At 68.2% G+C, this 26,321-nt stretch carries 23 protein-coding genes; 16 read left to right on the top strand and 7 right to left on the bottom strand.

Going from position 1 to position 26,321, the window contains the following annotated elements:
- The 6 genes from ABZX92_RS08210 to ABZX92_RS08185 form a co-directional block, all read left to right on the top strand.
- Positions 1–634, top strand: a 634-nt coding sequence (locus ABZX92_RS08210) for an aldehyde dehydrogenase family protein (protein WP_355555330.1), incomplete at its 5' end; no start/stop codon positions are given.
- A complete protein-coding gene (locus tag ABZX92_RS08205; RefSeq protein ID WP_355555328.1) occupies positions 615–1,775 on the top strand; it encodes an FAD-binding oxidoreductase in 1,161 nt (386 codons plus the stop codon). The genes ABZX92_RS08210 and ABZX92_RS08205, both read left to right, overlap by 20 nt.
- A 10-nt stretch (positions 1,776–1,785) precedes the next feature.
- The gene (locus ABZX92_RS08200; RefSeq protein ID WP_355555326.1) at positions 1,786–2,904 is read left to right on the top strand and encodes a Glu/Leu/Phe/Val dehydrogenase dimerization domain-containing protein; all 1,119 of its coding nucleotides are present in this window, start codon (positions 1,786–1,788) and stop codon (positions 2,902–2,904) included.
- 244 nt (positions 2,905–3,148) lie between these two features.
- Positions 3,149–4,234: a CoA transferase gene (locus ABZX92_RS08195; protein ID WP_355555324.1), complete on the top strand. Its 1,086-nt coding sequence runs from the start codon at positions 3,149–3,151 to the stop codon at positions 4,232–4,234.
- 1 nt (position 4,235) lies between these two features.
- A complete protein-coding gene (locus ABZX92_RS08190; RefSeq protein ID WP_355555322.1) occupies positions 4,236–5,399 on the top strand; it encodes an acyl-CoA dehydrogenase family protein in 1,164 nt (387 codons plus the stop codon).
- A 34-nt stretch (positions 5,400–5,433) separates the two neighbouring features.
- A complete protein-coding gene (locus ABZX92_RS08185) occupies positions 5,434–6,045 on the top strand; it encodes a TetR/AcrR family transcriptional regulator (protein WP_355555320.1) in 612 nt (203 codons plus the stop codon).
- Here ABZX92_RS08185 and ABZX92_RS08180 read toward each other — a convergent pair.
- Complete coding sequence (locus ABZX92_RS08180; RefSeq protein ID WP_355555338.1) at positions 6,034–6,366, bottom strand: alpha/beta hydrolase; 333 nt, start codon at positions 6,364–6,366, stop codon at positions 6,034–6,036. The two genes, ABZX92_RS08185 and ABZX92_RS08180, sit on opposite strands and share 12 nt — an antisense overlap.
- A 71-nt stretch (positions 6,367–6,437) precedes the next feature.
- Between ABZX92_RS08180 and ABZX92_RS08175 the strand changes: the two genes are divergently transcribed.
- Both ABZX92_RS08175 and ABZX92_RS08170 read left to right on the top strand, forming a co-directional pair.
- Positions 6,438–6,632, top strand: coding sequence for a cupin domain-containing protein (locus ABZX92_RS08175; protein ID WP_355555318.1), 195 nt, complete (start codon positions 6,438–6,440; stop codon positions 6,630–6,632).
- Between the two features lie 21 nt (positions 6,633–6,653).
- The gene (locus ABZX92_RS08170) at positions 6,654–6,995 is read left to right on the top strand and encodes an AraC family transcriptional regulator (protein ID WP_355555316.1); all 342 of its coding nucleotides are present in this window, start codon (positions 6,654–6,656) and stop codon (positions 6,993–6,995) included.
- On the opposite strand, the gene ABZX92_RS08165 is transcribed toward ABZX92_RS08170, so the two are convergent.
- From ABZX92_RS08165 to ABZX92_RS08150, 4 genes are read right to left on the bottom strand one after another with little or no spacing between them, the layout of a single operon-like run.
- The gene (locus ABZX92_RS08165; protein WP_355555314.1) at positions 6,955–7,647 is read right to left on the bottom strand and encodes a peptidylprolyl isomerase; all 693 of its coding nucleotides are present in this window, start codon (positions 7,645–7,647) and stop codon (positions 6,955–6,957) included. The two genes, ABZX92_RS08170 and ABZX92_RS08165, sit on opposite strands and share 41 nt — an antisense overlap.
- A 51-nt stretch (positions 7,648–7,698) precedes the next feature.
- Positions 7,699–8,028 (bottom strand): lipoprotein, encoded by a 330-nt coding sequence (locus tag ABZX92_RS08160; protein WP_355555312.1) that lies wholly within the window; start codon positions 8,026–8,028, stop codon positions 7,699–7,701.
- 60 nt (positions 8,029–8,088) lie between these two features.
- Positions 8,089–8,715, bottom strand: coding sequence for a response regulator transcription factor (locus ABZX92_RS08155; protein ID WP_355555310.1), 627 nt, complete (start codon positions 8,713–8,715; stop codon positions 8,089–8,091).
- Positions 8,712–9,788, bottom strand: a complete 1,077-nt coding sequence (locus ABZX92_RS08150) for a histidine kinase (RefSeq protein WP_355555308.1) — start codon at positions 9,786–9,788, stop codon at positions 8,712–8,714. Before ABZX92_RS08150 ends, ABZX92_RS08155 begins: the two co-directional genes overlap by 4 nt.
- A gap of 109 nt (positions 9,789–9,897) precedes the next feature.
- Here ABZX92_RS08150 and ABZX92_RS08145 point away from each other — a divergent pair, with 109 nt between their 5' ends.
- The 5 genes from ABZX92_RS08145 to ABZX92_RS08125 all read left to right on the top strand — a co-directional run bounded on the left by ABZX92_RS08145 (position 9,898) and on the right by ABZX92_RS08125 (position 16,351).
- The gene (locus ABZX92_RS08145) at positions 9,898–10,581 is read left to right on the top strand and encodes an ABC transporter ATP-binding protein (protein WP_355555306.1); all 684 of its coding nucleotides are present in this window, start codon (positions 9,898–9,900) and stop codon (positions 10,579–10,581) included.
- Positions 10,578–12,350, top strand: a complete 1,773-nt coding sequence (locus ABZX92_RS08140) for an FtsX-like permease family protein (protein WP_355555304.1) — start codon at positions 10,578–10,580, stop codon at positions 12,348–12,350. Before ABZX92_RS08145 ends, ABZX92_RS08140 begins: the two co-directional genes overlap by 4 nt.
- A 54-nt stretch (positions 12,351–12,404) precedes the next feature.
- Positions 12,405–12,596 carry an antitoxin gene (locus tag ABZX92_RS08135; RefSeq protein ID WP_355555302.1) on the top strand — a complete coding sequence of 64 codons (192 nt, stop codon included), beginning with the start codon at positions 12,405–12,407 and terminating at the stop codon, positions 12,594–12,596.
- 161 nt (positions 12,597–12,757) lie between these two features.
- Entirely contained in the window at positions 12,758–14,260 is a 1,503-nt protein-coding gene (locus tag ABZX92_RS08130; RefSeq protein ID WP_355555300.1) for a discoidin domain-containing protein, read from the top strand.
- Positions 14,261–14,314: 54 nt separating this feature from the next.
- Positions 14,315–16,351: an NACHT domain-containing protein gene (locus ABZX92_RS08125; protein ID WP_355555298.1), complete on the top strand. Its 2,037-nt coding sequence runs from the start codon at positions 14,315–14,317 to the stop codon at positions 16,349–16,351.
- 922 nt (positions 16,352–17,273) lie between these two features.
- Here ABZX92_RS08125 and recQ read toward each other — a convergent pair.
- On the bottom strand, positions 17,274–19,274 hold the full coding sequence (gene recQ / locus ABZX92_RS08120) for a DNA helicase RecQ (protein WP_355555296.1): 2,001 nt from the start codon (positions 19,272–19,274) through the stop codon (positions 17,274–17,276).
- A 39-nt stretch (positions 19,275–19,313) separates the two neighbouring features.
- The gene (locus tag ABZX92_RS08115) at positions 19,314–21,164 is read right to left on the bottom strand and encodes a Xaa-Pro dipeptidyl-peptidase (protein ID WP_355555294.1); all 1,851 of its coding nucleotides are present in this window, start codon (positions 21,162–21,164) and stop codon (positions 19,314–19,316) included.
- A 101-nt stretch (positions 21,165–21,265) separates the two neighbouring features.
- On the opposite strand from ABZX92_RS08115, the gene ABZX92_RS08110 reads away from it, so the two are divergent.
- The 3 genes from ABZX92_RS08110 (at position 21,266) to ABZX92_RS08100 (ending at position 26,034) form a co-directional block, all read left to right on the top strand.
- Entirely contained in the window at positions 21,266–22,204 is a 939-nt protein-coding gene (locus ABZX92_RS08110; RefSeq protein WP_355555292.1) for a maleylacetate reductase, read from the top strand.
- A 90-nt stretch (positions 22,205–22,294) separates the two neighbouring features.
- The gene (locus tag ABZX92_RS08105) at positions 22,295–23,593 is read left to right on the top strand and encodes an alpha/beta hydrolase-fold protein (protein WP_355555290.1); all 1,299 of its coding nucleotides are present in this window, start codon (positions 22,295–22,297) and stop codon (positions 23,591–23,593) included.
- The gene (locus ABZX92_RS08100; protein ID WP_355555288.1) at positions 23,590–26,034 is read left to right on the top strand and encodes a rhomboid family intramembrane serine protease; all 2,445 of its coding nucleotides are present in this window, start codon (positions 23,590–23,592) and stop codon (positions 26,032–26,034) included. The genes ABZX92_RS08105 and ABZX92_RS08100 overlap by 4 nt, the downstream gene beginning before the upstream one ends.
- Positions 26,035–26,321: the final 287 nt, after the last annotated feature.

Here is a 26,321-nt window from a genome sequence, read left to right as displayed (position 1 = left end):
CCTCACGCGGTTCGTCGACGCCGTCGCCGCCGCCACGGTGGGCGACCCGACCGGCGATGTCCTTTATGGACCGCTGCTGGACGAGAAGTTCGCGCTGGCGTACGAGAAGTACGTCGGCTGGATCGGCGAGCACCACACGGTGCACGGCCCGACCGGCCGCATCACGGACTCCAGCCCGCGCAACGGTTTCACTGGCGCGAACGGCTTCTTCTACCACCCCGCAATCGTTTCCGGTGTGCGTGCCGACGACGAGCTGTTCCTGCAGGAGACGTTCGGCCCGATCGTCGGCGTCATGAAGTACTCGGACCTGGACGAGGCGATCGAGCTGGGCAACAAGCCGGGTTACGGCCTGTCGTGCTCGATCTACACCACGGACCCGAACAAGGCCTTCCGGTTCCGCGCCGGCATCTCCGCCGGCATGGTGAGCGTCAACAACTCGACGTCCGGGGCCGAGGCGCACCTGCCGTTCGGCGGAAACGGCAAGAGCGGCAACGGCTCCCGGCAGTCGGGCGTGTGGGTGCTCGACCAGTTCACCCGCTGGCAGTCCATGAACTGGGACTACTCCGGGAAGCTGCAGAAGGCGCAGATGGACACGCTCGAGATCGGGGCGAACCTTGACTTCCGGCTCGGCTGACCTGCCAGGGCAGGCCGAGGTCGTCGTCATCGGCGGCGGGGTGATCGGCACGTCCGTTGCCTTTCACCTCGCCGAGGCAGGTGCCCGGGATGTCGTTGTCGTGGAGCGTGACGAGCTGGGTTCCGGCTCCACCTGCAAAGCGGCGGGTGGGGTGCGCGCCCAGTTCTCCGACGAGCTGAACATCAGGCTCGGTGCCCGATCACTCGAAGCGTTCCAGCGCTTTCCGCAGCGTCCTGGGCAGGAGATCGATCTGCACCAGGTCGGCTATCTGTTCCTCCTTTCTTCTCGGGAACACGTCACGGCGTTCGAGCGCAACGTCGACCTCCAGAACTCCCTCGGCGTGCGCAGTCGGATGCTGACTGTCGAGGAAGCACGGCGGATGTCGCCGTTGATCGAGACGGACGGCCTGCTCGCGGCGACCTACTCGCCGGACGACGGACACTGCACGCCTGAGTCCGTAGTCCTCGGTTATGCCACCGCGGCCCGCCGGCTTGGTGTCCGTTTCCACACCAGAACCACCGTGAGATCGATCGTAGGGTCGGGGTCTGACACTTTTCGCGTGCAGACCGACCGCGGCGAGGTTTCCACGCCGAATCTGGTCTGCGCGGCGGGTGCCTGGTCAAGGTCGATCGGCGAGATGGTGGGCGTTGACCTGCCGGTTTCCCCTCTGCGCCGCCAGGTCATGTTCACCGAGCCCATGCCCGAGCTACACGATCGGGTGACGCCCTTCACCATCGACTTCGGCAGCACCTTCTACTTCCACCGCGAGGGCCGCGGACTGCTGTTCGGCATGTCCGATCCCGAGGAGACGCCGGGGTTCAAGCTCTCCATGTCCGACGCGTGGCTGCCCCGCCTCACCGAAGCGATCCGAAGGCGTGCACCGAAGTTGCTGGACGTGGGCGTGCGCAACGGGTGGGCCGGCCTGTACGAGGTGACGCCGGACCACAACGCGCTGATCGGCTCGGTGGGCCGCTTCTTCTACGCCACCGGGTTTTCCGGGCACGGGTTCCTGCAGGGCCCTGCGGTCGGGGAGGTCGTGCGCGACCTCGTGCTGGACCGCGAGCCCTTCGTCGACGTGTCCAGTTTGGACGCCTCCCGCTTCGCCGCCGACCAGGCGCGGCCCGAACTCAACTGCGTGTGAGGGAATGCTGATGGACGTTCTCCAGCTCATGGACGAGTGGGGGCCTGAGAAGGTCGTCTGCGTGTCCGACCGGCGCACCGGCATGAAGGGTGTGCTCGTCATCGACAACACCGCGCGCGGCATGGGCAAGGGCGGCACGCGGATGAGCCCGGCCGTCACGGTCGCCGAGATCGCCCGGCTCGCGCGCGTGATGACGTGGAAGTGGGCGGGAGTCGACCTGTTCTTCGGTGGCGCCAAGGCGGGGATCGTGTTCGATCCTTCTTCCCCTGGCAAGGAAGCGGCGCTGCGGGCGTTCGCGCGCAAGCTGTCCAACGAGGTGCCGCGAGAGTACGTGCTCGGACTCGACATGGGCCTCACCGAACGGGACGCCGCGATCGTCCAGGACGAACTGTCGGACCGCGGCGCTATGATGGGTGCACCGGCTCAACTCGGCGGTCTTCCGTACGACGAGCTGGGCGTCACCGGGTTCGGCGTGGCCGAGGTGGCGGACGAACTGATGTCCTTGCACGGCAAGCGCATCGCGATTCAGGGTTTCGGCGCGGTAGGTGCCGCGGCCGCCAAGCGGTTCATCGAACTCGGCGCGGTCGTGGTTGCGGTGTCGTCGGTGCACGGCGCGTTGGTGGATCCCGACGGCCTGGACGTGGCCCGGCTGCTGGACTTGCGAGCGTCGTCCGGCGATCTCGCGGTCAAGGAGTACGGCCCGGTGCAGGCGCTGGGTGCCGAGCTCCGCGCGTCGTGCGACGTGCTGGTGCCGGCCGCGATGCAGGACGTGATCGACGCGGACCTCGCGGGCGAGCTCGACACCACCCTGGTGGTCGAGGGCGCCAACCTGCCGACTTCCGCTGCGGCGCAGGAGGTTCTGGCTGCTCGCGGCATCACGGTCGTACCTGACTTCATCGCGAACGCCGGTGGCGTGGTCGCGGCGGCGTTCGGCATGGACGCGCGGTACTCGCCGTTCCCGGTGAATCCCGCGACGGTGCTGGACGCCGTGTCGGTGAAGCTGAGGGCGAACGCGGCGAACGTCATCGTCGAGGCGAGAAACCGTGGCACCACAACGCATGTGGCTGCGCGCGAGCTGGCGCAGGAACGCGTGCTGGCCGCGATGAAGCTGCGGGGGCGGGTCGCATGAGCTCGCTCGAAGGTGTGGTCATCGCGGCTGCATTCGGCGCGGGAACAGCATCGACTGCGCTGAAGGCGAACGGCGTCATGATCGCGTCGGCAGGTGACGTGCGCGCGGCGCTCGCTGAGGCACGGATCAACGCCGGCCAGCTCACCACAGGACGACAAAACCGAGGCACCACAACCCACATGGCCAACCACGAACCACCACACCACAGTTCGCCCGGCGCGACCAACCTCCGGAGGTGGGACGCATGAGCTCGCTCGAAGGTGTGGTCATCGCGGACTTCAGCCGGGTGCTGGCCGCGCCGTACGCGACGATGATGCTGGGCGACCTCGGCGCCGAGGTGATCAAGGTCGAGCAGCCGGGCAGGGGCGACGAGACCCGCACGTGGGGTCCGCCGCACTACGAGGACGAGGCGACGTACTTCCTGTCGGTCAACAGGAACAAGACGTCGGTGCTGCTCGACCTGTCCACGCAGGCAGGCCGGGAGCAGGCGCGCGAGCTCATCGCGCGGGCGGACGTGGTGGTCGAGAACTTCAAGCCGGGCACCATGAAGAAGTTCGGGCTGGACTACGAGTCGCTGGGGCGGGACGACCTCGTCTACTGCTCGATCTCCGGGTTCGGTTCGGGCAAGGGCGCGGACCTGCCCGGCTACGACCTGCTGGTGCAGGCCGTGGGCGGGTTGATGAGCGTGACCGGGCCAGGGCCGTACGAGCCGGTCAAGACCGGGGTGGCGCTGGTCGACGTGCTGACCGGGTTGCACGCGTGCGTCGGCATCCTGGCGGCGTTGCGGCACCGGGAGGCGACCGGGCAGGGACAGCTGGTCGAGCTGGACCTGTTGTCGGTGCTGTTGTCCAGCATGGTGAACCAGAGCGCGGGCTTCACGCTCGCGGGCTCGGTGCCGAAGCCGATGGGCAACCGGCATCCGTCGATCGCGCCGTACGAGGTGTTCCCGACGGCCGACCAGCCGATCGTGCTCGCGGTGGGCAACGACCGGCAGTTCCGCCGGCTGTGCTCGGTGCTGGACGTGCCGGAGCTGGCCACCGACGAGCGGTTCGTGACGAACGCCGACCGGGTCGAGCACGTCGACGAGCTGTTCGAGGTGCTCCAGGCACGGTTGCGCACGCGGCCGGCGCAGCACTGGTTCGAGACCCTGACGCCGCTCGGTGTCCCGTGCGGTCCGGTGAACGACATCGCGCACGCGTTCGCGCTGGCCGAGTCACTCGACCTCAACCCCACCGCGACGATCGACGACATGACGCTCGTCGCGAACCCCATCCGCCTGTCGCGCACGCCGGTGACCTACCGGCTGCGCCCGCCGAAGCTGGAGCAGTGAAGTGCAGGACCCGTTGCAGTTGCTGGACATCCCGTCGTTGCTGAGCGACGAGGAGCGCGACATCCAGGCCACCGTCGCGGCGTACCTGACCGACCACGTGCGGCCGCGCATCGGGACCTGGTTCGAGGAGGGGATCCTGCCGCGAGAGCTGGCTCGGGAGCTCGGCAAGCTCGGCGTGCTGGGCATGCACCTGGAGGGCTACGGGTGCGCGGGCACGTCGGCGCTGGCGTACGGGCTCGCGTGCCTGGAGCTGGAGGCCGTCGACAGCGGCATCCGCAGCTTCGTGTCCGTGCAGGGCTCGCTGTCGATGTACTCGATCTGGAAGTACGGGTCGGAGGAGCAGAAGCAGGAGTGGCTGCCGCGCCTCGCCGCCGGTGAGGCGATCGGCTGCTTCGGGCTGACCGAGCCGGACTTCGGCTCGAACCCCTCCGGCATGCGCACGCGGGCCGTCCGGGACGGGTCGGACTGGGTGCTGAACGGCACCAAGATGTGGATCACCAACGGCGGCCTGGCCGACGTCGCGACCGTCTGGGCGCAGACCGAGGAGGGAATTCGGGGATTCCTCGTTCCCCGCGGGACGCCCGGATTCACGACGCAGGACATCAAGCACAAGTTGTCAATGCGAGCGTCCGTCACCTCCGAACTGATTCTCGAAGACGCACGGCTCCCGGAAAGCGCTCGACTGCCCCTCGCGACTTCCCTGCGCGCTCCTCTTTCGTGCCTGAACGAGGCGCGTTTCGGGATCGTGTTCGGTGCGGTCGGTGCCGCGCGCGACAGTTTGCAGGCCGCACTGGCCTACTCCGGGACGCGCATCCAGTTCGACAAGCCGATCGCCGCGTTCCAGCTGACGCAGCGCAAGCTCGCGAGCATGTCCGTGCAGGTCAGCAACGCGATGCTGCTGGCGTTGCATCTCGCGAAGCTCAAGGAGGCCGGCACGTTGAAGCCCGAGCAGATCAGCATGGGCAAATACAACAACGTGGAGTCGGCCATCGCGATCGCCAGGGAAAGCCGGACGATCCTGGGTGCGAATGGCATCTCGCTCGAGTACTCACCCCTGCGGCACGCCAACAATCTGGAATCCGTCCTCACTTACGAAGGCACTTCCGACATCCATCTGCTATCCATCGGCCACGCGTTGACCGGAATCGCCGCGTTCCGCGGATAGTTCGTCTTATCCTGCACTCGCCGTCGTACGCGGGTTGGAGGACGTTCTGCCGGAAGAGACAAGCAGCCGCAGTGACGCGCGCCGCAACCGGAAACGACTGCTGGACGCGGCCACGCACGTCCTGCGGGCCGAACCAGCCACCGCGACGATGCAGTCGATCGCGCGCAGGGCCGCGCTGTCGCAAGCGACGGCGTACCGCCACTTCCCGTCCGTGGAAGCGCTCGTCAAGGCCTACCACGAGGACGTCATGGCGTCCCTGGCCGAACACGGCGAACGGTCGCGGAAAGACGGCAAGGAGCTGTTCGAGCACCAGGTGGCGCGCTGGGTGAAGATGCAGAACGTGCACGGTCCCGTGATCGTGCGGTTCTGGTCCCAGCGCGGCTTCCTGGAGCGCATGCAGTCGGCCGACGTCATGACAACGTTGTCGTCGCAAGCCTGGAACCGGGCGCTGCGCGGGGTGCTGACGGACCTCGCGCTTCCGGACGCGTTGCTGACCGTTGCCCAGTTCCTGCACCAGGCGATGTTCGACCCGAGGGAGATCATCGACCTCACGAAAACCGCCGGACTCCCTGACGAGCAGGTGGTCCGGCGGCTCTCGGACGCGTTCTACGGAGCGTTGCGGGGGTGGGCGTTCTCAGGCGCGTGAGGCCTCTTCGATGAGATCGACGATCTCCACTGGGTGTGAGGCGAGCGAGGCGTGGCTGGACGCGAGCTCGATCGTCCTGCGCGGGTTCATCCGCGCGGCCATGCGGCGCTGGTTGTCCGGATCGATCATCCGGTCCTCGGTGGACACCTGGTACCACGACGGCTTGGCGCGCCAGGCGGGTCGCGCCGCGAACGTCACACCGAGCGGCGCCTTCTGCGTGACCGCCATGACCAGCGCCTCGTCCTCCGGCAGATCCTGGCAGAAGCTCTGCTGGAACTTCTCCTGCGCGATCCACAGTTGGCCGTCCGAGTCCGGCGCGATGCTGTCGTGCGCCGCCGTAGGAGTGACCGACCAGCAGCACCGGCCCGGCGACCTGGTTGATCATCTGACGAGTGCGCGCGGCGTCGTCCGCGAGCGACGTCAACGGGTTCTGCACGTGGCTGCCGCTGAGCCTCGGCCTGATGCGGGCCGAGGTGACCGAACCGCAGCCGGGCTCACGAGTGATGGTCGCCCGGTTGCTCGATCTGCTGTTCATCCGCGCGTTGCGGTTCTGGGCGGCGTCCGGCCGGCAGGCCGATCCCGGCTGACTGACGGCCGCACTGGACCCCGTGCTCAGCCCGGTGCTCTCCGCGATTCACCGCGCTCCCGGACGGGACTGGCAGGTGGACGAACTGGCGAAGCTCGCCGCCCTCTCGCGTTCGGCGTTCGCCACCCGGTTCGCCGAGGTGCTGGGCCAGTCGCCCGGCGCCTACGTGCTGCGGCACCGCCTCGAACACGCGGCACGCCTGCTGCTCACCACGACCGAACCGGTCGGACGGATCGCAGCAGGCGCCGGGTACTCCGAAGCGGCGTTCAGCCGCGCGTTCACGCATGCCTGTGGCAGCTCACCGCGGGTTTGGCGCGCCTCGGTCAGATCCCGAGGGGAAGCACCCACCTCAGTTCGGACTTGATGTTCGGACGGCCGTCCAGCGGGTTCTCCCCCGCGATGCCACCGGCCGCGATCTTGTCCAGGGTCTTGAGGCCCTCGGGCAGGATCTGGCCGAACACCGCGTAGTTCGGGCGCAGGATGCTGTCGCTCTGCACCAGGAAGAACTGCGAGCCGTTCGTGTCCGGACCGGCGTTGGCCATCGCGAGCGTGCCGCGCGGGTAGATGCGGCGCACGCCGGTCGGGTCGTTCGGCGCGGGCTTCAGGTCGGTCGGCAGTTCGTCCTTGTACTTGTAACCGGGGCCGCCCTCGCCCGTGCTGGACGGGTCGCCGCACTGCAGCACCTTCAGCGTCGGGTACGCGGTGAGACGGTGGCAGTCGGTCTGGTTGTAGAAACCGCGCTGTGCGAGGTGGATGAAGCTGTGCGTGGTGCACGGCGCCTTGGTGCGGTCGAGCAGCAGCGGGATGTCGCCCTGGTTCGTCTTGACCTTGACCAGGACCTTGCCCTTGGTGAACCACGGGTCGTGCGGAACGGACACCGGACGAGCGGGAGGTTCGTCCGGCGTCACCGTGTAACCGCAGTCGGGCCGTGCTTGCGGCTCCGCGGACGCGGCTCCGGGCGTGATGAACCCGGCGGCCAGTGCCGCCACTGCCAGACCAGCTGCGATTCGCCTCATGCGCGATTCCTAGTGGAACTGACGGTGTCCCGGCAAGGTTTGACCAATCACTCAGTTGTCGGTGTCCTCGGTGATGTCGTACTCGCAGGACGCCTCCTTCCCCGCGTTCGAGATCTCCTTCTCCTTCTCGACGCGGAGCTTGCAGGTGACCTGGTTGTCCGACTTGACCTTCAGGGTGACCTTGCCGAGCGCGTTGGCGAGCATCGCGCGGTTCTTCACCGGCAGGTCAACGGTTTCGGTGTAGGAGCTGCCGTTGGGGACGCTGACGGAGACCTCGGCCTTGCCGGTGCCCTCGACGTCGTAGAACGCCTCGTACGTGTAGCTCTTCTGGCCACAGGCCGCGAGCGCCAGCACGGGAATGAGCAGGAGGAGTTTCTTCATGACTCGAATTCTGGTGATCGGCTCGCGCCGGTGCTTCTGTCCGCGGACGGGTTGTGGGTCCTACTTTTGGCCGACCAAGCGGGATTCCCAGGCCCAGGCGGCGATCTCGACGCGGTTGCGAGCGTCCAGTTTGGCCTGAACGCTCGCCAGGTGCGTCTTCACCGTGCCGATGGAGATGAACAGCTCCTGCGCGATCTCCGCGTTCGTCTTGCCGATAGCGGCCAACCTCACGACGTCGAGCTCGCGCGCGGAGAGGTTGTGCGACTGTTGGGACGGAGGCGTGTTCATGTGCTGCAACAGCCTGACGGTGACCGACGGGCTGATGAGCGCATCACCGGTGACAGCAGCGCGCACGGCTTCGATGAGCAGGTTGGGGCCCGCGTCTTTCAGGAGGAACCCGCACGCGCCGTTCTTGAGCGCTGTGTGCACGTACTCGTCGTGGTCGAACGTCGTGCACACAACTACGTGCACGTCGTTCGCGATCTGTTTGAGCGCTTCGAGCCCGTCCATGCGGGGCATGCGGATGTCCATCAGCGCGACGTCCGGCTTGGTGCGGCGCGCCTCGGCCACGGCTTCGACGCCGTCCCGCGCCTCCGCCACGACTTCGATGTCGGGCTCGGCACCGAGAATCATGCCGAAGCCCGTGCGCACCATCGCCTGGTCGTCCGCGACGAGAACCCTGATCACGCGGTCGCCTTTCCGGTCGGGAGTGCGGCGTCGACGACCCAGCCGCCGTCGATGCCAGGCCCCGCCTTGATCCTGCCACCGAGCGACTGAACGCGTTCGGTGAGTCCGATGAGGCCGAAACCGTTTCCCGGCCTCGCGGGTTTGCCGTCGTTGGCTACCCGGACGGTCACCCAGTCCGGTGAGGTCTGGATCTGTACGTCCACTTTGGTCGCTTCATGCGCGTGTTTCCTGATGTTGGTCAACGACTCCATGACCACGCGGTGCACAGAGCTCGCGACCTCCAACGGCAGATCCGCCGTGTCGCCGTGGATTTCGAGGGATGCTCGTGGTTCGGCCTCGACCAACGGCTCGATGTCGACCATGCCCGCGACCGGCGCCACGGGGACGTCGTCGCGGAGCATGCCGACCATGCGGCGCATCGCCGTCATGGCCTCGCCGCCGGCTTCCTCGATTCGTTCGAGGGCCTGTCTGGCCTGCTCGGGGTTCCGTTCGACGATCCGGCTCGCGCCCTGGGCCAGCACGACCATGCCGGTGATGTGGTGGCCCACGAAGTCGTGCAGGTCCCGCGCGAACTCGGCCTTCTGCTCGGCTTTGACGGCCGCGACCTGCTTCTCCCTGGCGCTGGTGGTCAGCCGGACGTAGCCGACGGCCGTGATCACCGTGGTGGCCACGATCAGCAGGCCCATCACCTGGATCCAGTCGCCCTGGGCCGTGCCGTTCTGCAACGGCTGGGTGACCACCGCGGCGACGATCCAGGCGATCAGCGGGGCGTCCCACCAGGTCTTCGCACGGTAGGTGGTGATCACCAGGACGATCAGCAGCGACGCGGTCTCCGCCAACCCCCAGTCGCCCTCTTCGACCGGGTTGACCAGCGTGAACGTCAACGACGCAGTGGCTGCGACAGCAGCGAGCACGCGGTTGGGCCGCAACCAGGCGAGCGTGGGCAGCACGACGCAGACCAGCGCCGCCCAGCCGATCCACGGGTAGAGGCCGGGTGTCTTGAACACGCGGTACCACTGGTCCACGACCAACAGCGCGACCAGGCCCGCGAGCGCGCCGGACTTCCAGAGCATGCGGATGACCTTATGCACTTGTGGGTGTCCCGCAGATCGGCCGAAAGACAGAGGCGGGCCGTGCGCAGGAGGGAGGTTGGGGCTCGTCATTTGCCGTTTTCTTGGTCATGTGAACAACTTCGCTTCCGCCGCGGTCGACCTCGTGAAGGTGTACGGCTCCGGCGACACCGCGGTTCGAGCACTCGACGGGGTGACTGTCGGGTTCCCGCCTGCGGCCTTCAGCGCGATCATGGGGCCGTCCGGGTCGGGCAAGTCGACCCTGATGCACTGCCTGGCCGGGCTCGACACGGCCACGTCCGGCGCGGCGTTGCTGGGCGGCAAGGACCTCACGCGGCTCTCGGACAACGCGCTGACCAAGGTGCGGCGTGACCGGATCGGGTTCGTCTTCCAGGCGTTCAACCTGCTGCCGACGCTGACCGCCGAACAGAACGTCCTGCTCCCGCTGACCCTGGCCGGCCGCCGCGCCGACCGGGCCTGGTTCACGCAGCTCGTGAATGCGCTGGGGCTGTCGTCGCGGCTCGCGCACCGGCCATCGGAGTTGTCGGGCGGGCAGCAGCAGCGCGTGGCGTTGGCGCGCGCTCTGGTCACACGGCCTGACGTCATCTTCGCGGACGAGCCGACCGGCAACCTCGACTCCACGTCGTCCGCGGACGTGCTGAACCTGTTGCGGCAGGCGGTGCGGGACTTCGGGCAGACGATCGTGATGGTCACGCACGACGACCGTGCGGCCTCGTACGCCGACCACGTCGTGAGAATGGCCGACGGACGCGTTGTGCAGGCGGTCGCGGCATGAGGAAGTTCCTGCCCGTGCTGTCAATCATGATCGCGGCGTTCTTCGCCTACTCGACGGTGCTCGCGAAGGACATCACCGAGCGCTCGCTGGCCGTCAAGGCCGCTCAGCTGGTCGAGGTGTTCGCGCTGCTCGGCGCGTTCGTGACGGTCGCGATGATCGTGGCGGCGCTGGTGTCGACGTCGACGTTCCGGATCGTGTTCGCGCAACGGATGCGTGAGCTGGCGTTGTTGCGGGCCATCGGTGCTACCCGAGGTCGCCTGGCACGCGGACTGGTCGTCGAGGGAGCCCTGGTCGGGTTGCTCGCGTCGATCGCGGGCGTCGCACTGGCGGCCGGAGCCGGCCGGCTCGTGCCGCTGGCCGGACTGCCGGCGCCCGGATTTCCGCTGACACCGGCGCTGGTCGTGGTCGGCGGGTCGTTCGTGCTGACGACGCTCGCCGTGCTGGCACCCGCGTGGTCGGCGGCCAAGGTGTCGCCGCTGGAAGCTCTGCGGACGTCTGCCACGCAGGACGCGGAGAGCCGGATCGGGTTCCTGCGCTGGGCTTCCGGCTTGGTGCCGGCGCTCGGGGCGGTTCTGCTGCTGGTGAACGTCGCGATCGAGGGGCTGGCGACGGACAGGCGGCCGGCCGGGATGACCGAGGACCTGCTGCTGAAGACGACGATCAGCGGCACGCTGGCGTTCGTCGCGCTGATCCTGCTCGGGCCCGCACTGATGCCGCCGGTGCTGCGCCTGGTCGGGATTCCGTTGCGGCGCAGCACGATCGGGTCGCTCGCGGTCAGCGGGGTCGGTGGCGCGCCACGCCGGGCCGCGTCGGTCACCGCGATCGTCGCGCTGGGCGTCAGCCTGATCATCGCGACGGTGACCGGCGGGAACACGTTGTCCGGCCTCGGAAAGGCCGAGATGGCGAGCGCCTACCCGGCCGACCTGGAGTTCACCGGACCCGTCGATGTCCAGCAGCTGCGCGACGCCGGGCTGACCGACGTCCTCACGTACCGGCGCACCGAGCTCAAGATCGACCGGTGGACCATGGAGGGCACCGACCTCGATCTGAGCAAGGTGCGCGACCTCGACGACTTCGTGATGGAGAGCGGGTCGGTCGCGGACATGGGTCCCGGCAAGATCATCCTGTCCACGTACACCGCCGGGTTGATCGGGATCTCCGCCGGCGCGCACATCCTGGTCAACGGCAAGGAGACCACCGTCGCGGCCGTCGTGTACGGGGGTGTTCCGCTTGGGAGTGCGCTGATCCATTCGTCCGATGTGGATGGACCTGTCGCGGGCGCGTTGGCGAACGGCGACAAGGCTCGGGTGCCTGCCGGGATCGAGTTCGAGTCGCTCGCGGACCGCCGTGCTGCCAAGGAGAACTGGTTCGCCACATTGGTCGCGGTTGCGCTGGGGCTGCTGTTCCTCACGATTCTGATCGCCGTCGTGGGTGTAGGCTCGACCACGGCGTTGTCGGTGGTCGAACGAACTCGTGAATCCGGGCTGTTGCGCGCGATCGGGTTGACGCGCAAGGAACTCAGCCGCATGGTCACGGCCGAAGCCGGGCTGTACGGGGTGATCGGTGCCCTGATCGGGCTCGCCATCGGGATTCCCTACGCGTGGCTCGCGATCATCGCTTTGGGCGTGGACTGGCCGTTGCAGGTGCCCGTCGTGGCCGTCGGATCGGTGGTGCTGATTCTGGCCGCGCTCACGGCAGGCGCGGGGCTGCTGCCTGCCCGGCGTGCGGCGCGGGTGAGCCCGGTGGCGGCACTTCACTCGATCCAGTGAGGTGTACGGGATACCAGACCGGGTACCCGAACTGCATCGGGAGGTGATGCAGTCATGGGTTTCGATGAACTCAAGGACAAGGCGAAGGACCTGATCGGCCAGCACGGAGACAAGGTCGACGAGGGTGTCGAGCGCGCAGGGCAGTTCGCCGACGAGAAGACCGGCGGCAAGCACACTGAGCACATCGACAAGGGTGAGGACAAGCTCAAGGAAGGGCTCCGGAATTTCGGCGGTCAGCAGCAGTGATCGCTCGAAACCGGTACCGGCGAAAGTGATGTCCCCTCACCGTTGACAAGCCTGCCACCATCGTTCGTGGGAGCGCTCTCACGCGCTCGTTCGGAGGGTTGGCAATGAGGCTTGCTCGACAAAGAACATCCATCGCCTTGGCAGCGGCCAGCGTGCTCACCGTGAGTGCGCTGGTCGCTGTCGCCCAGCAGACCAGCGCCGCGCTTCCACCTCCCCCCGCCGGGTGGACGCAGGTGTTCGGCGACGACTTCACCGGACCCGCGAACTCGTTGCCCAACACCGGAAACTGGCGGTTCTCCCTGGGCCACGGCTATCCGGGAGGGCCGGGGAACTGGGGCACCGGCGAGATCGCCGCGCACACCAACAACCCGGCCAACGTCTCGTTGGACGGCGGCGGGAACCTGCGCATCACGCCACGTCGTGACGGCGCGGGCAACTGGACGTCAGCGCGCATCGAGACCAACGCGCAGAACTTCAAGGCGCCCACCGGTGGCGTGCTGCGGATGGAAGCGCGGATCCAGATGCCGAACGTCTCCGGTGCCGCTGCGCTGGGGTACTGGCCCGCGTTCTGGGCGCTGGGGTCGCCGTACCGCGGGAACTGGTGGAACTGGCCCGGCGTCGGCGAGTTCGACATGATGGAGAACGTCAACGGCGTCAACCGCGTGTGGGGCGTGCTGCACTGCGGCGTCTCGCCCGGCGGGCCGTGCAACGAGAAGAACGGCATCGCGAACAGCCGGCCGTGCCCCGGCGCCTCGTGCCAGGGCGGATTCCACACGTACCGTTTCGAATGGGACGCCTCGGTCTCGCCGCAACAGTTCCGCTGGTACGTGGACGGCGAGCTGTTCCACCAGGTCAACCAGAACCAGCTGCCCGCGGACACGTGGAACCAGATGACCGGGCACGCCGGGTACTTCATCATCCTGAACGTCGCGATCGGCGGCGAGTTCCCGGACAACTACTCCGGCACTCACACACCAGGACCGGGGATCGTGCCGGGCGTGCCGATGGTCATCGACTACGTGGGCGTGTGGACGCGCGGCACCGGCGGCGGGCCCACGACCACCACCACTCCCCCGCCGACGTGCGGGCCACTGCTGTCGCGGAACCGGCCGACGTCGGCATCGAGCGTGGAGAGCGGGAACCAGGCGGCGGCGTTCGCGGTCGACGGGTCGATGTCGACGCGCTGGTCTTCCGCGCACAGCGAACCGCATTGGTGGCAGGTCGACCTCGGGTCGTCGAAGGCCTTGTCGCGCGTGCGGATCAACTGGGAGGCCGCGTACGGGCGTGCGTACTCGATCCAGCTGTCCGACAACGGGAGCTCGTGGCGTGAGGCCTATTCCACGTTCACCGGCTCGGGCGGTGTGGAGGACATCGGAATTTCCGGTAGCGCACGATATGTGAGGTTCAACGGCATGAACCGCGGCACCGTCTACGGGTTCTCGTTCTGGGAGTTCGAGGTCTTCGGCACGTGTGGATCACAGCCAACCACCACATCGACGGAACCTCCTGGCGGCGGGACATACCCAGCGTGGGCGTCTGGGACTGCCTATGCGGTTGGTTCGCGTGTGAGTTACGCCGGATTGGACTATCAGTGCCTCCAGGCGCACACGTCGATCACGAGCTGGGAACCGCCGAACGCGGCCTCGCTCTGGCAGCGTCTCTGAGTCACTTCCGCGATCCCGGCGGCACGGTTACCGTCGTTCGCCGGGGTCGCGGAGGTGAAGGTGGATCCGAGCGGGGTGACGAGAGCTGCACGGCTGACCGCGTTAGCCGCGTTGTGCCTGGTCACCGTCGTTTTGCTGCTGCCCGCGGCCATCAGCGTGAGCACCGGCGGGGCGGTGCCCGCGTTCCTCGGCGAGTTCGGCCGGTGGCTGTGGCCCGCCGTCGGCGTGATGGTGCTCGTCGCGATCGGTCTCGCGGTCTGGGAACGTGTGCGCGGTCACGAGACCAGCAACCGCACCGCCGCCCTGGACCGCGTCGAGGCGCGGGTGAAGTCGTTGCTGGCCTCGTCGCTGGCCGCGCAGACCCAGATCAAGCTCGGCGTGCTGCGGCAGCCGCAGCTCTCGGTGCGCGCCGAGGGCGAGGAGATCTCCTCTGCGGACCTGGAAGCCGTTTACGACCGCCTCGGCCACACCATGGTCCTCGTCGGACCGGTCGGCAGCGGGCGGTCCACGTTGTTGCGCGAGCTTTGCCTGGTGCTGGTCGAACGTGCGCGCAACGACCCGGACGCGCCGATTCCCGTTGTCGTGGACTTGGCGACGTGGCGCGCGTACGGCACCCGCAAGCCGACGGAGTTCACCGCGTGGCTGCTGCGCGAGATGAACCGCCGCTACGGCATCAGCCGCTCGGCGGGCACGATCTGGCTGCGCCGCGAGCGGGTCGTCGTGCTCATCGACGGCCTCGACGAGGTACCGCGGGTCGACCGCGCGCTCTGCGAGGCCGAGCTCGCGCCGTTCGCGTCCGTGGTGTGCTCGACCGAGCCGATCGAGAACCTGCCGTCGGTGTACGTCGAACCGTTGTCGCGCGGACAGGTGCTGGAGTACATCGCGTCGGTCAGCCCTCGGCTCGACAGCCTGGAGTCAGCCCTGACGCCGGCGATCTGGGAACGGCTGGACTCGCCGCTGGCGCTGAACCTGGTGGCGCTGACGCACCTCGATCGTCAGGTCGACACGATCGGCACCGACTTCGTGGGCTCCTTCGTGGTGGAAAGGCTTTCCGCCCAACGTGCCGCGGGGCCGACCATCCGCGCGTTGAAGTTCCTCGCGCGGTTGGACCGGCCAGACCTCGGTGCGCCCGTGCACATGCCGCACCGCCGTGCGTGGCTCCCGCTGCTGCCGACCCGCCCGTTGTGGTTGTTGTTCGTGCGCGCGGTGCCTGCCGCATATGCCGGTGGTGTGTGCGCCGTGGCGTTCATTACCGGGCTGCAGCTCGGAATGTGGCCGGCATTGGTGTTCGCGGTCTCAGCTTCTTTGTTGCTGATCCTGGTCAACAAGTTGCCGCGGGTCTTTCACCCGCCCGGACGCGCCCACGGGATCATCACCGCCGCCCTGGGATTCGTGGCAGGCGTGTTCGCCGGTTTCCTGGTTGCCCTGGCGGGATTGTGGCTCGGTGGCATCGGCACGCCGTGGCCTTACGCCGTGGCATATGTGTTCGTCGTGGTGGCGACCATTTTCCTGGCTTTGGGTTTTGTGCCGGGCGACGCACCTGTGCCGTGGGCGGTGCTGATCGCGGCCGCGCCCGGTGTGTCGATGATCTGGACCGGCCCGTACGCGGTGCTGGCGGGCATGGGAATCGGTTTCTCGGCGGGCGTGGCGGGCGGAGTGTTCGCCGCGGCGGTGGGACGTGTGTGGCGCACGGTGCGCCCGGGACAACAGCAACGCATGCGCCTCGGACGCCCGTGGTGGATTCAGCCGGTCGTCCCGGTCCTCGGACTGGCCGGGGTGCTGGGCGGGCTCGGCGGCTTTGGATCTTGGGGCACCGCACTGGGTGTGGCGCTCGGGCTGTTGGTGACACCGACCGCCGCTCGCGACTACGTCTGGCCGTTCGACGCGCTGGCCGAGGTGGCTGCGGAGGGACTCACGCGGCCGCTGTCGCTGGGCGAGTTGTCGTTCCGGCGCAAGGCTTTGCTGCACCTCGCCCAGGACCGGCTGCTGCTCACCCGCGTCGACGGCGAGTACCGCTTCGCCCATGTGGCGCTGCGGGACCATTTAGCGAAATGTGACCCAACCGCGCTGGTTCGCGCCACGCGTCGTTGAACCTTCCCGATCTGCGGGCCGTACGGCCTGACAGAAAGGTCGGGTGTTGCGCATGCGCTGGTCGAAGGGGTGGATCGCGGGTGCCGGGGTGTTCTCGGTAGTCGCGGCCATCGGAGGAGCGGCCTTCGCCCTTGCCGGATCGGGAGCTTCGGTTTCGCAGTCGGGGGTGGCAGGTAAAGAGGTCTGCGGAGGGCAGCGGCTGACGCTGGTCGACTCGGCTGGTGCTGCCGGGGTGTTGTCGGATCAGTTGCCGGTCGGGACGTCCTTGCGAATCACGAATCTCGCCAACGGGCGGGCTGCGACCATTGCGGTCGCTGGGGTTTCTCGCGGATGTGCCGCGCTGAACACGGCGGCGTTCGATTTGCTGCAGACGCCGGAGTCCGCGCGGGGTGGGGCGGAAAGCGTTCTCCGGCGGGTTCGGGTGGAGATCGTGGGGAATGCTCCTGCGCCGGTTCGTGCTCCTGCTTTGTCCTCGTCGTCGCGGGTTCGGCCTACGGGAGTGGTCGGGCAGGTTGTTTGCGATGGGGCGACTGTGGGGTTGTCGGCTGTTGGTGGGGCGCCTGGGGCCTTTTCGTCTTCGTTGCCGGTGGGGACTTCGGTGCGGGTCACCAACTTGGACAACGGGAAGCAGGCGATCTTTCGGATTGTCGGAGTTGGGTCTGCGTGTGTGGTGTTGAACAGCGCGGCTTTCGGGGCGGTTGGGGAGTCGGGGAAGAATCTGATCAAGAGGGCGCAGATTGAAAAGGTGACCTGAGCCGGGGTGGCCGCTTGCGCGCCGTGCGATGGTCGGCTTGCCGGGGCGCCCGGAGTCAAGCCCAATCGCTTTGCAGCATGGGCACGTTGACGCCGAACACGTCGGTCATCACCGCTCGCCTGCGGCCTCGCGAGATCTAGCGCGTGCGGGGGCGGGGGGCGGGCGGGGTTACCAGTCCATTGGCTCGTCTGGTTCTTCTGGGGTCGGCCACTCGTCTTCGTCGGCGGTGGTGGAGCCCCAGGCTGCGGCGCCCTGTGGGGTGGATTTGGGCCTGGACTTGGGTTTTGAAGGCTCTTCGGTGGTGGCGGGTGGCGCGGTTGAGGTGGGGGTGCCGCCTGCTACGACTTCGAGGATCTGGTCGCCGTACTTGGCGAGTTTTGCTTGGCCCACACCGCTCACGGCGCCCAGAGCGGACAGCGACGAGGGGCGGCTGGCGGCGATGGACTTCAGGGTGGCGTCGTGGAAGATGACGTAGGCCGGGACGCCTTGTTCGCGAGATTGCTGGGCTCGCCATTCGCGCAGGGTCTCGTAGAGCGGGGTGGCCTCCGGGGTGAGGTCGACCTTTTGCTTGGCGGCGGCGCCTGAGGCGGCTGCTCGGGTGGTCGAGCGGGTCGGGGCCGGGTCCTTGCGGAGGTGGACCTCGCGTTTGCGGCTCAGGACTTCCGAGCTTGCTTCGGTGAGGACGAGGGTGGAGTACTCGCCTTCCACGGCCAGGAGGCCATGGGCCAGGAGTTGGCGGACCACGCCTCGCCACTCGCTTTCGTTCAGGTCCTCGCCGAGGCCGAAGGTGCTGAGCTGGTCGTGGTCGAACTGGATGACCTTGGCGGTCTTGCGGCCCAGGAGGATGTCGATGGACTGGCCCGCGCCGAACTTCTGGTTGCGTTCCTTGCGCAGGCGCCAGACCGTGGAGAGCATCTTCTGGGCTGCGACCGTGCCGTCCCAGGACTCCGGTGGGGTCAGGCAGGTGTCGCAGTTGTTGCAGGGGACGCCGGTCTGGCCGAAGTAGTCGAGCAGCATCGTGCGGCGGCACGTGATGGTTTCGCAGAGGGCGAGCATCGCGTCGAGGTGAGCCTGGGAGCGGCGGCGGAAGGCCAGGTCGCCTTCTGACGACTCGATCATCTTGCGCTGCTGCACGACGTCGCTGAGGCCGTAGGCGAGCCAGGCGGTGGACGGGAGGCCGTCGCGGCCCGCTCGGCCCGTTTCCTGGTAGTAGCCCTCGACCGACTTGGGGAGGTCGAGGTGGGCGACGAAGCGGACGTCCGGTTTGTCGATGCCCATGCCGAAGGCGATGGTGGCGACCATGATCAGGCCGTCCTCGCGGAGGAAGCGGGCCTGGTTGCGCTGGCGGGTCTGGGCGTCGAGGCCCGCGTGGTACGGGAGGGCTTTGATGCCGTTGGCCACCAGGAACTCGGCGGTCTTCTCGACGGAGGCGCGGGAGAGGCAGTAGACGATGCCGGCGTCGCCGTCGTGCTCGGTGCGAAGCAGGTCCAGGAGCTGCTTCTTGGGTTCCTTCTTCGCGACGATGCGGTACTGGATGTTCGGGCGGTCGAAGCTCGAAACGAACTGGCGACCCTCGCCCAGGTCGAGGCGCGTGAGGATTTCCTTGCGCGTGGCGTCCGTCGCGGTGGCGGTGAGGGCGATGCGCGGGACCTTGGGCCAGCGCTCGTGCAGCTGGGCCAGGGAGAGGTAGTCCGGGCGGAAGTCGTGGCCCCACTGGGAGACGCAGTGCGCCTCGTCGATCGCGAACAGGGCGATCTCGCCCTGGTCGAGCAGCCGCAGGGTGGCCTCGGACGTGAAGCGTTCCGGAGCCAGGTAGAGCAGGTCGAGCTCGCCGTTGACGAACTCGGCCTCGACCATGCGCCGCTCGTCCCACGACAGCGAGGAGTTCAGGAAGCCCGCGCGCACGCCGACGGCGCGCAGGGCCTCGACCTGGTCCTGCATCAGGGCGATGAGCGGCGAGATCACCACGCCGGTGCCCCGGCGGACCAAGGCGGGGACCTGATAGCACAACGACTTGCCGCCGCCGGTCGGCATCAGCACGAGCGCGTCGCCGCCCGCGATCACGTGCTCGACGATGTCGGCCTGGTCGCCGCGGAACTCGGGGTACCCGAAGACGCGCTGCAGAACCTGCAGCGCGTCTCCGAGAGCAACACCGCCTGTTGAACCCATGCCGCCGATGCTAGCGAGCAGCACCGACAGTCCGGGTCGCTAGCCCAGCTCGCCCTTCGTACCTGCGGAAACGCTGAACGCGGTGAGCGCGTCAGCGGATGCCGACGGCACCGAGCCCCGCATCGGGATCCGCACCGACGTGTCCGCCAGGTCGTAGGTCAGCCTCGGCAGCTGGCTCGGTTTGGCGGTCGCACTCGAGTCCGTTCCGGCGATCAGCAGACCCAGCCGGTGTCCTGCAGGGAGCAGATGGTCCGTTGTGGACAGTCGGAACGTCATGCGGTACTTGGTTCCCGGCGTGATCGTGCGCGGGGTGGAGAGAGACGCGTAGTTCGCGAGATCTGCCCATCCGCGTGCGATGACCTGCGCGTCGACGTCGCCGGCCGTTGCCTCCGTGTTGCGGTAGCAGGCGTCATCGCCGGTACGGCTCTCACCCCAGCACGACTCGGTGGTCAGGGTCCGGATGCCCTCACCGGTCCGCACCCGAGCCGGGCCGTAGTCGACGAGGTATGCCGTCAGGTGCGCGGTCGGCGTCGACGACGACACGCCCACCGTGATCGACGACGTGCCCGCGATGCGCAGGTCCGACGTCAGCGCCGCCGTCGAGTAGATCGCCCGGCCGGTGTTCGAGCCGGACAGCCAGTTCGACGGGGTGCCGCTGCCGTTGTCGGTGAACGCGGTCGTACCGGTGCCAGGTGCCGTGCCGAGACCCGAAGAAGAGGGGCGCAGCACGGTGCTGACGGTCCCCGCGGGCGGCCACGTCTGGTCGTCCGCCCACTGGTCCGGCGCGCGCTCTGCGGACACCTGAGGCTCGTTCTCGATGCCGTTCGGCACGTTCAGCAGCCAGCGGTCGAACCACCGGTGCAGCGTCGAGACCCACTCACCACGCCGGAAGTCGAACGGGTCGACGTGCGCGGTCTGCGAGAACCACAGCTTCTTCGGCACCGACGCGGGCACCGCGTCCCAGAACTGGCCGAACTGCACCGTCTTGACGTTGAGATCGTTCTGCCCGTGGATCGCGAAGATCGACGCCTTCACGCGCGAGGCGTTGCGCACGAAGTCACGTGCCTGCCACATCGCCGTGTAGTCGCCGTTGGACGGAGCGCCGTTCGTCATCTGCGTGCGCACCGCACCACACCGTGAGCGCGCATTGGAGTTCTCGAACCCCGATCCCAGGCTGGTCGGCGTGCCGAAGCCGGTGAACGAGACGCCGTCCGAGCGGAACCAGTCGTACCAGGAGCTGATGCCCGCGATCGGCACGATCGTCTTCAGCCCGTCGACCCCGGTGGCCGCCACGCCGTTCGCGACCGAGCCGTCCCAGGACTTGCCGATCATGCCGACGGCGCCGGTCGACCAGGAGGCGGTCTTCGTCGTCGAGCCGGTCTGGGTGGTGTAGCCGGTGCGCCGGCCGTTCAGCCAGTCGATCACGGCGGTGCCGGAGGTGATCTCCGACTGGCCGCCGACGTCGACGCAGCCGCGCGACCGGTTCGTGCCGAGGAAGTCGACCAGCACGACGGCATAGCCGCGCGGCACGAAGTAGTTGTCGTAGAAGAGCGGGAACTTCACCGGCACGCCGGCGGAGTCGTAGGTCTTGATCTCGGACTCGTTCCCGCGACCCGTGCTCTGGTAGTACGGGCTGGCCTCCATGATCACGGGCACGCGCCCGGTCGTGGAGGGTCTGATGATGTCCGCGGTCACCCGGTCGGGAGTGCCGTCGCCGTCCAGATCGAGGCCGGTGTCGACGTAGACGGTCTCGCGGACCGCGTCGGCCATCGAGTGGATCGGCGCGGACACGCCGCCGGACAGGGAGAACGCCGGTGTCGCCGCTGTGGCAGGGATTGGCGTCAGGGTCAGGGCCCCTGCTAACGCCACTACAACACGAACACGCTTCATAGAGTTTCACGCTAAGGAGTGACGATGCCACCCGTCAGAGCCGAAAGGATTGACCCTCAGCGGTTGCGGCCACTACGCCCGGTGGCGAATATTCGACCTTCGTGAGCTTCACCTTCGAACCGGCGCGCACCCGTGTCGTCTTCGGGCGCGGCACCGCCGCCTCCGTGCGCGACGAGTGTCAGCGGCTCGGCGCCACGCGAGTGCTGCTGATCGCCCGGCACGGCGGTGACAAGGTCGCGGCCGAGCTCGGTCCGCTGCTCGCCGCCCGGTTCACCGGCGCGACGATGCACACCCCGGTCGAGGTCACGGAGCGCGCGCTCGCGTTGTTGCGCGAGCACGGCGCGGACTGCGTGGTGTCGGTCGGCGGCGGGTCGAGCACCGGGCTCGCGAAGGCGCTCTCAGTGCGCGCGGGCGTGCCGCAGATCATCATCCCGACCACCTACGCGGGTTCCGAGGTCACGCCGGTGCTCGGCGAGACGGCGTCGGGGCTGAAGAAGACGCGGCGCGACGCGGCGGTCCAGCCGGACACGGTGATCTACGACGTCGACCTCACGCTGGACCTGCCGTTGGACGTCACGGTGACAAGCGCGCTCAACGCTCTCGCGCACGCCGTCACCGCGAGGGGCAACGAGAACCCGCTGATCGACGCGATCGCGACCAAGGCGATCGACGGCATTTTGCACGCTTTGGGCGGAAATCCGTCCACTGTGGATGCGCGGACCGAGCTGCTCCAGTCGGCCTGGCTCGCGGGCACCTGTCTCGCCGGCGTTCCGATGGGGCTGCACCACAAGCTCGCGCACGTTCTGGGCGGTTCGTTCGGTTTACCCCATGCGGCGACGCACGCGGCGTTGCTCTCCCACACGGCGCCCGCCGACCTGGCCGGACGCATCCACGACACCGCCACCAGGTTCGGAGCAGTCACGTCACTGCGGGAACTGGGGATGGCGGAGTCCGATTTGCCCCGGGCCGCGGAGATCGCCGAGCACCCCGACGCGTTGCGGGTGCTGACGAAGGCATGGCGAGACGCGCCAACCGGCTGAGTGGTTGTCATTCTTAAGGCTGATGTTCACAGCTGTGAATCACAACCAAACTCCGATGTGGACCTGAAGATCTGCTGATGAAATAGAGGCATGCTCAACCCCCTGGATCTGACCCTGCTACACGGGCCGATCCCGACCGCCGCGACCGTTGCCGCTGTTGGCGCGTTGACATACCTCGCGATCAGGAAGAACCGGACCTGGTGGACCAGGGTTCTCCCGATCGTGGTGCTGGCGTGCGTCGTGGTCGTGTTCGCGCTGAGCTACGTGGTCGACCACGTGTGGAAGCCCTGGCCGGAACCGTTGCCGGTGATCCTCACGATCTGGGCCGGGGCCGCCCTGACCGCATTGTCGCTGGCGGCCGTCCGGCTGCGTTCGGCGAGGTGGTACGTCAGCGTGCTGAACGTGGTGCTGGCGCTGGGCGTCACCGCGAGCGCCATGGTCGCCACCAACGCGCACTTCGGCCAGTACCCGACCGCGCGCGCGGTGCTGGACGTCTTCAGGAACGACCGGGTCGACCTGCACGAGGCCTCGCCTCCCCCGTCCGGCGTGATCGAGGTGCCTCCCGGCAAGACGCTCATGGACGTGTGGAAGAAACCCGCGGACCTGCCGGACAAGGGCACGGTGTCCGAGACCGCCATCCCCGGTGGTTTTCCGGCGCGTCCGGCCTGGATCTACCTGCCGCCCGCCTACCACGCGACGCCGCGGCCGAAGCTGCCCGTCATCGTGCTGCTGGCCGGTCAGCCCGGCAACCCGCGCGACTGGTTCGACGGCGGCCGGATCACGGACAACATGGACGCCTACGCGCGCGATCACGCGGGTCTCGCGCCGATCGTCGTGGTCGCCGACCAGCTCGGTGCGGCGACGGCGAACCCGCTGTGCGTCGACTCCCCGCTGGGGCAGTCGGAGACGTACCTGGCACGCGACGTGCCGACGTGGCTCAAGCAACGGCTGACCGTCGACGAGCGCCGCGAGGCGTGGACCATCGCGGGCTTCTCCCACGGCGCCACGTGCTCGGTGCAGCTCGCCGTGCGCGCGCCGGACGTGTACGGAAACTTCATCGCCCTCGCTCCTCAACCTGAGCCGTCGCTCAGCAATCGCCAGGAGACCGTGAAGGCGGCTTTCGGCGGCGACGAGGCCGCGTTCCACCGGGTCAACCCGATGGACATCCTCGCGCGCCAACGCTTCCCGCAGACCGCGGGCACCATCGTCGCGGGCCGCGACGACGCCACGTACCGCAAAGCGGACGCCGAGGTGTACGAGGCCTGCCGCAAGGCTGGAATGGACATGCAGTGGAAAGAAACGCCGTCGGGTCACGACTGGAACATGGCACGGGAGGGCTTTTACGGGTCTCTGCCGCGGCTCGCGCGACGAGCAGGGCTGGCCAGTTGATCGGCAGGTTGTTCCGCAGCGCACCTCTGACGTGCACGTTCCTGATCGTCTTCTGGACCGTCGGGGCGTTCACCGGTGCGGTCGGCGGTGCGAGCGACGAGCTGCTCGGGCTGGTCGGGTTCGGCACCGACGCTCCGCTGTGGACGGTGCTCAGCTCGGCGCTGTGGTCGATGGACCTGCTGGGGTACGTGGCGACGACGGTGCTGCTGCTGGTCTTCGGGCCGCTGGCGGAGCGGTCGTTCGGCACGCTGCGGACGGCGGCGATCTTCCTGACGTCGCACGTGCTGGGCTCGTTCTTCGGGCTCGGCGTGGTGCTGCTCGGGCGGGACGTGCACTGGTCGTGGCTCGAGTCGCTGGTGGGCGAGGTCGCGGCGGGGCCGTCGATCGGCGGGGTGGGCCTGGCGCTCGCGCTGACCTTCCGGCTGCCGCCGTTGTGGAGGCGCCGCGTCCGGCTGTTGATGATCTTGTCGGTGCTGGTCCTTACGCTGTACTCGGGTTGGCTGGAAGACGTGCTCCGGCTGTCCGGTGGCGTGGCCGGACTGCTGATCGGGGCGTTGTTCCTGAAGCGCGGCGCTGAACGCGTTCAGCGCTCGTTCCAGGAGACCCGCGTGCTGGTGGCGTTGCTGCTCGCGGCGTCGGCTCTCGGGCCGGTGGTGTCGATGATGTCGCCGTTCCCCAACGGCCCCCTGTGGTGGTTCGCGGACGTCGTGGCGGTCGTGCAGCCCTCGCAGGAGGACGTCGACGCGGTGTGCGGCGGTTCGGACACGGTCGAGCTGTGCCGGACGATGATGATCCAGTTGTCGTACGGCAGGTTCCCCGCGTTCGTGATGTCACTGCTGCCGGCGTTGCTGCTCCTCGTGCTGGCGGAGGGGCTGCGGCGGGGCCGGCGGTTCGCGTGGTGGTCGGCGCTGGTGTGCAACGTGGCGTACTCCGCGTTCATCGGGTGGTACGTCGTGGACGCCGCGCGGATCCCGGACATCGGCGCGCTGGAGGTCGTGTTCTCCTACAGCGTCCCGATGCTCGCACCGCTCGCGATCACCGTGGTGTTGTTGCTGACGCGCAGGCACTTCGCCGTGCGTCTGCCTCGGCATGCCGTCCGGAAGTTCTGGCGGTTCACGCTGGGCAGCGTGGCGTTGCTGTCGGCGCTGTACGTCTTCGGTGGATACCTGGTCCGCGACCAGTTCTCGCCGGAGCCGGGTTTCGCCGAGCTGCTCGCGGACCTGCCTACGCGGTTCCTGCCGCCGGGCTACCTGCCCGGCCTGGTGCCGCTGCAGTTCTCCGCGGAGGGGTTCGTCGGGACGCTGCTGTTCGAGTACACGGGCGTGGTGTTCTGGCTGATCGTGCTGGCCGGTCTGCTGATGGCGTCGTGGCGTTCGTGGCCGTCGTCGTGCGAGAAGGAGGCGGCGCACGCTCGCGACCTGATGCGGCGCTACGGCGGTTCGTCGTTGTCGTACATGACGACGTGGCGCGGCAACCAGTACTGGTTCACCCCGGACGGGGAGAACGCCATCGCGTACCGGGTGGTGGCGACGATCGCGCTGACGGTCGGCGACCCGATCGGCCCGGCGCGGGTCGACGCCGTGCGCGGGTTCGCGGAGTTCTGCGCCCGCAACGGGTGGACGCCGTGCCTGTACAGCGTGGGCGCGGAGACGAGGGAGGCGGTGGAAGGTCTCGGGTGGTCGGCGGTGCAGGTCGCCGAGGACACCGTGATCGAACTGGACACACTGGCGTTCACCGGCAAGAAGTGGCAGGACGTGCGCACGGCCCTGAACAAGGCCGCGAAGGCCGGCATCACGGCCGAGTGGTGCACGTACGCTGACGCGCCATACGCGATCACGGACCAGATCCGCTCGATCTCGGCGGAGTGGGTGGCCGAGAAGGGCCTGCCGGAGATGGGCTTCACGCTGGGCGGCCTGGAGGAGCTGGCCGGCGACGGTGTCCGCTGCCTGCTGGCGGTCGACGGCGACCGCACCGTGCACGGCATCACCAGCTGGCTGCCGGTGTACGCCGACGGCGAGGTCATCGGGTACACGCTCGACTTCATGCGCCGCCGCGCGAACGGCTTCCGCGGCTCGATGGAGTTCCTGATCGCCTCTGCCGCACAACAACTTCAGACCGAGGGTGCCCGGTTCCTGAGCCTGTCCGGCGCGCCACTGGCCCGCCTGGACCGCGGCGAACGCCCCAGGGCGCTGCAACGCGTCCTCGACTTCACCGGCCAGGTGCTGGAGCCGGTGTACGGCTTCCGCTCGCTGTTCGCGTTCAAGGCGAAGTTCCAGCCGTCCTACCGCCCGATGTTCATGGCCTACCCGGACTCGGCCGCGCTGCCCCGCATCGCGAACGCGGTGAGCCGCGCCTACCTGCCGCATCTCAACGCGCGTCAGGGAATCCGGCTCGCGAGCAAGATGATCATTCGGACTCGGGAGCGCGTGAGCACGCGCTGAGGTTGCGGGCGCGTCAGCGGTGGGTGGATCGTGGCGTCAGCCTGGGCTTCGACCGGTGACCGCTGACGCCAGCTCCACATCCACGTCCTGATCGACGCGAGCGCGCACTCACGAGCGGAGGACCTCGTCATCCGCCTTTGCCTTCCAGGGGAGAATCGGTGTCGGACCTGGGGTCTCGCCGGGTGGCCGACGAGCACAGCGGCACGCACACCCGGACATGCCGGCGCCAGCCCCTGCGTCCCCGTCCTGATCGGCCATGGGCGCGCGACCACGCACGGTCGAACCCG

This window comes from Lentzea sp. NPDC006480, assembly GCF_040611995.1.
Lineage (GTDB): Bacteria > Actinomycetota > Actinomycetes > Mycobacteriales > Pseudonocardiaceae > Lentzea.
Note: the sequence above shows the minus strand (reverse complement) of the source record. Positions and strands in the feature narration are given on the sequence as shown.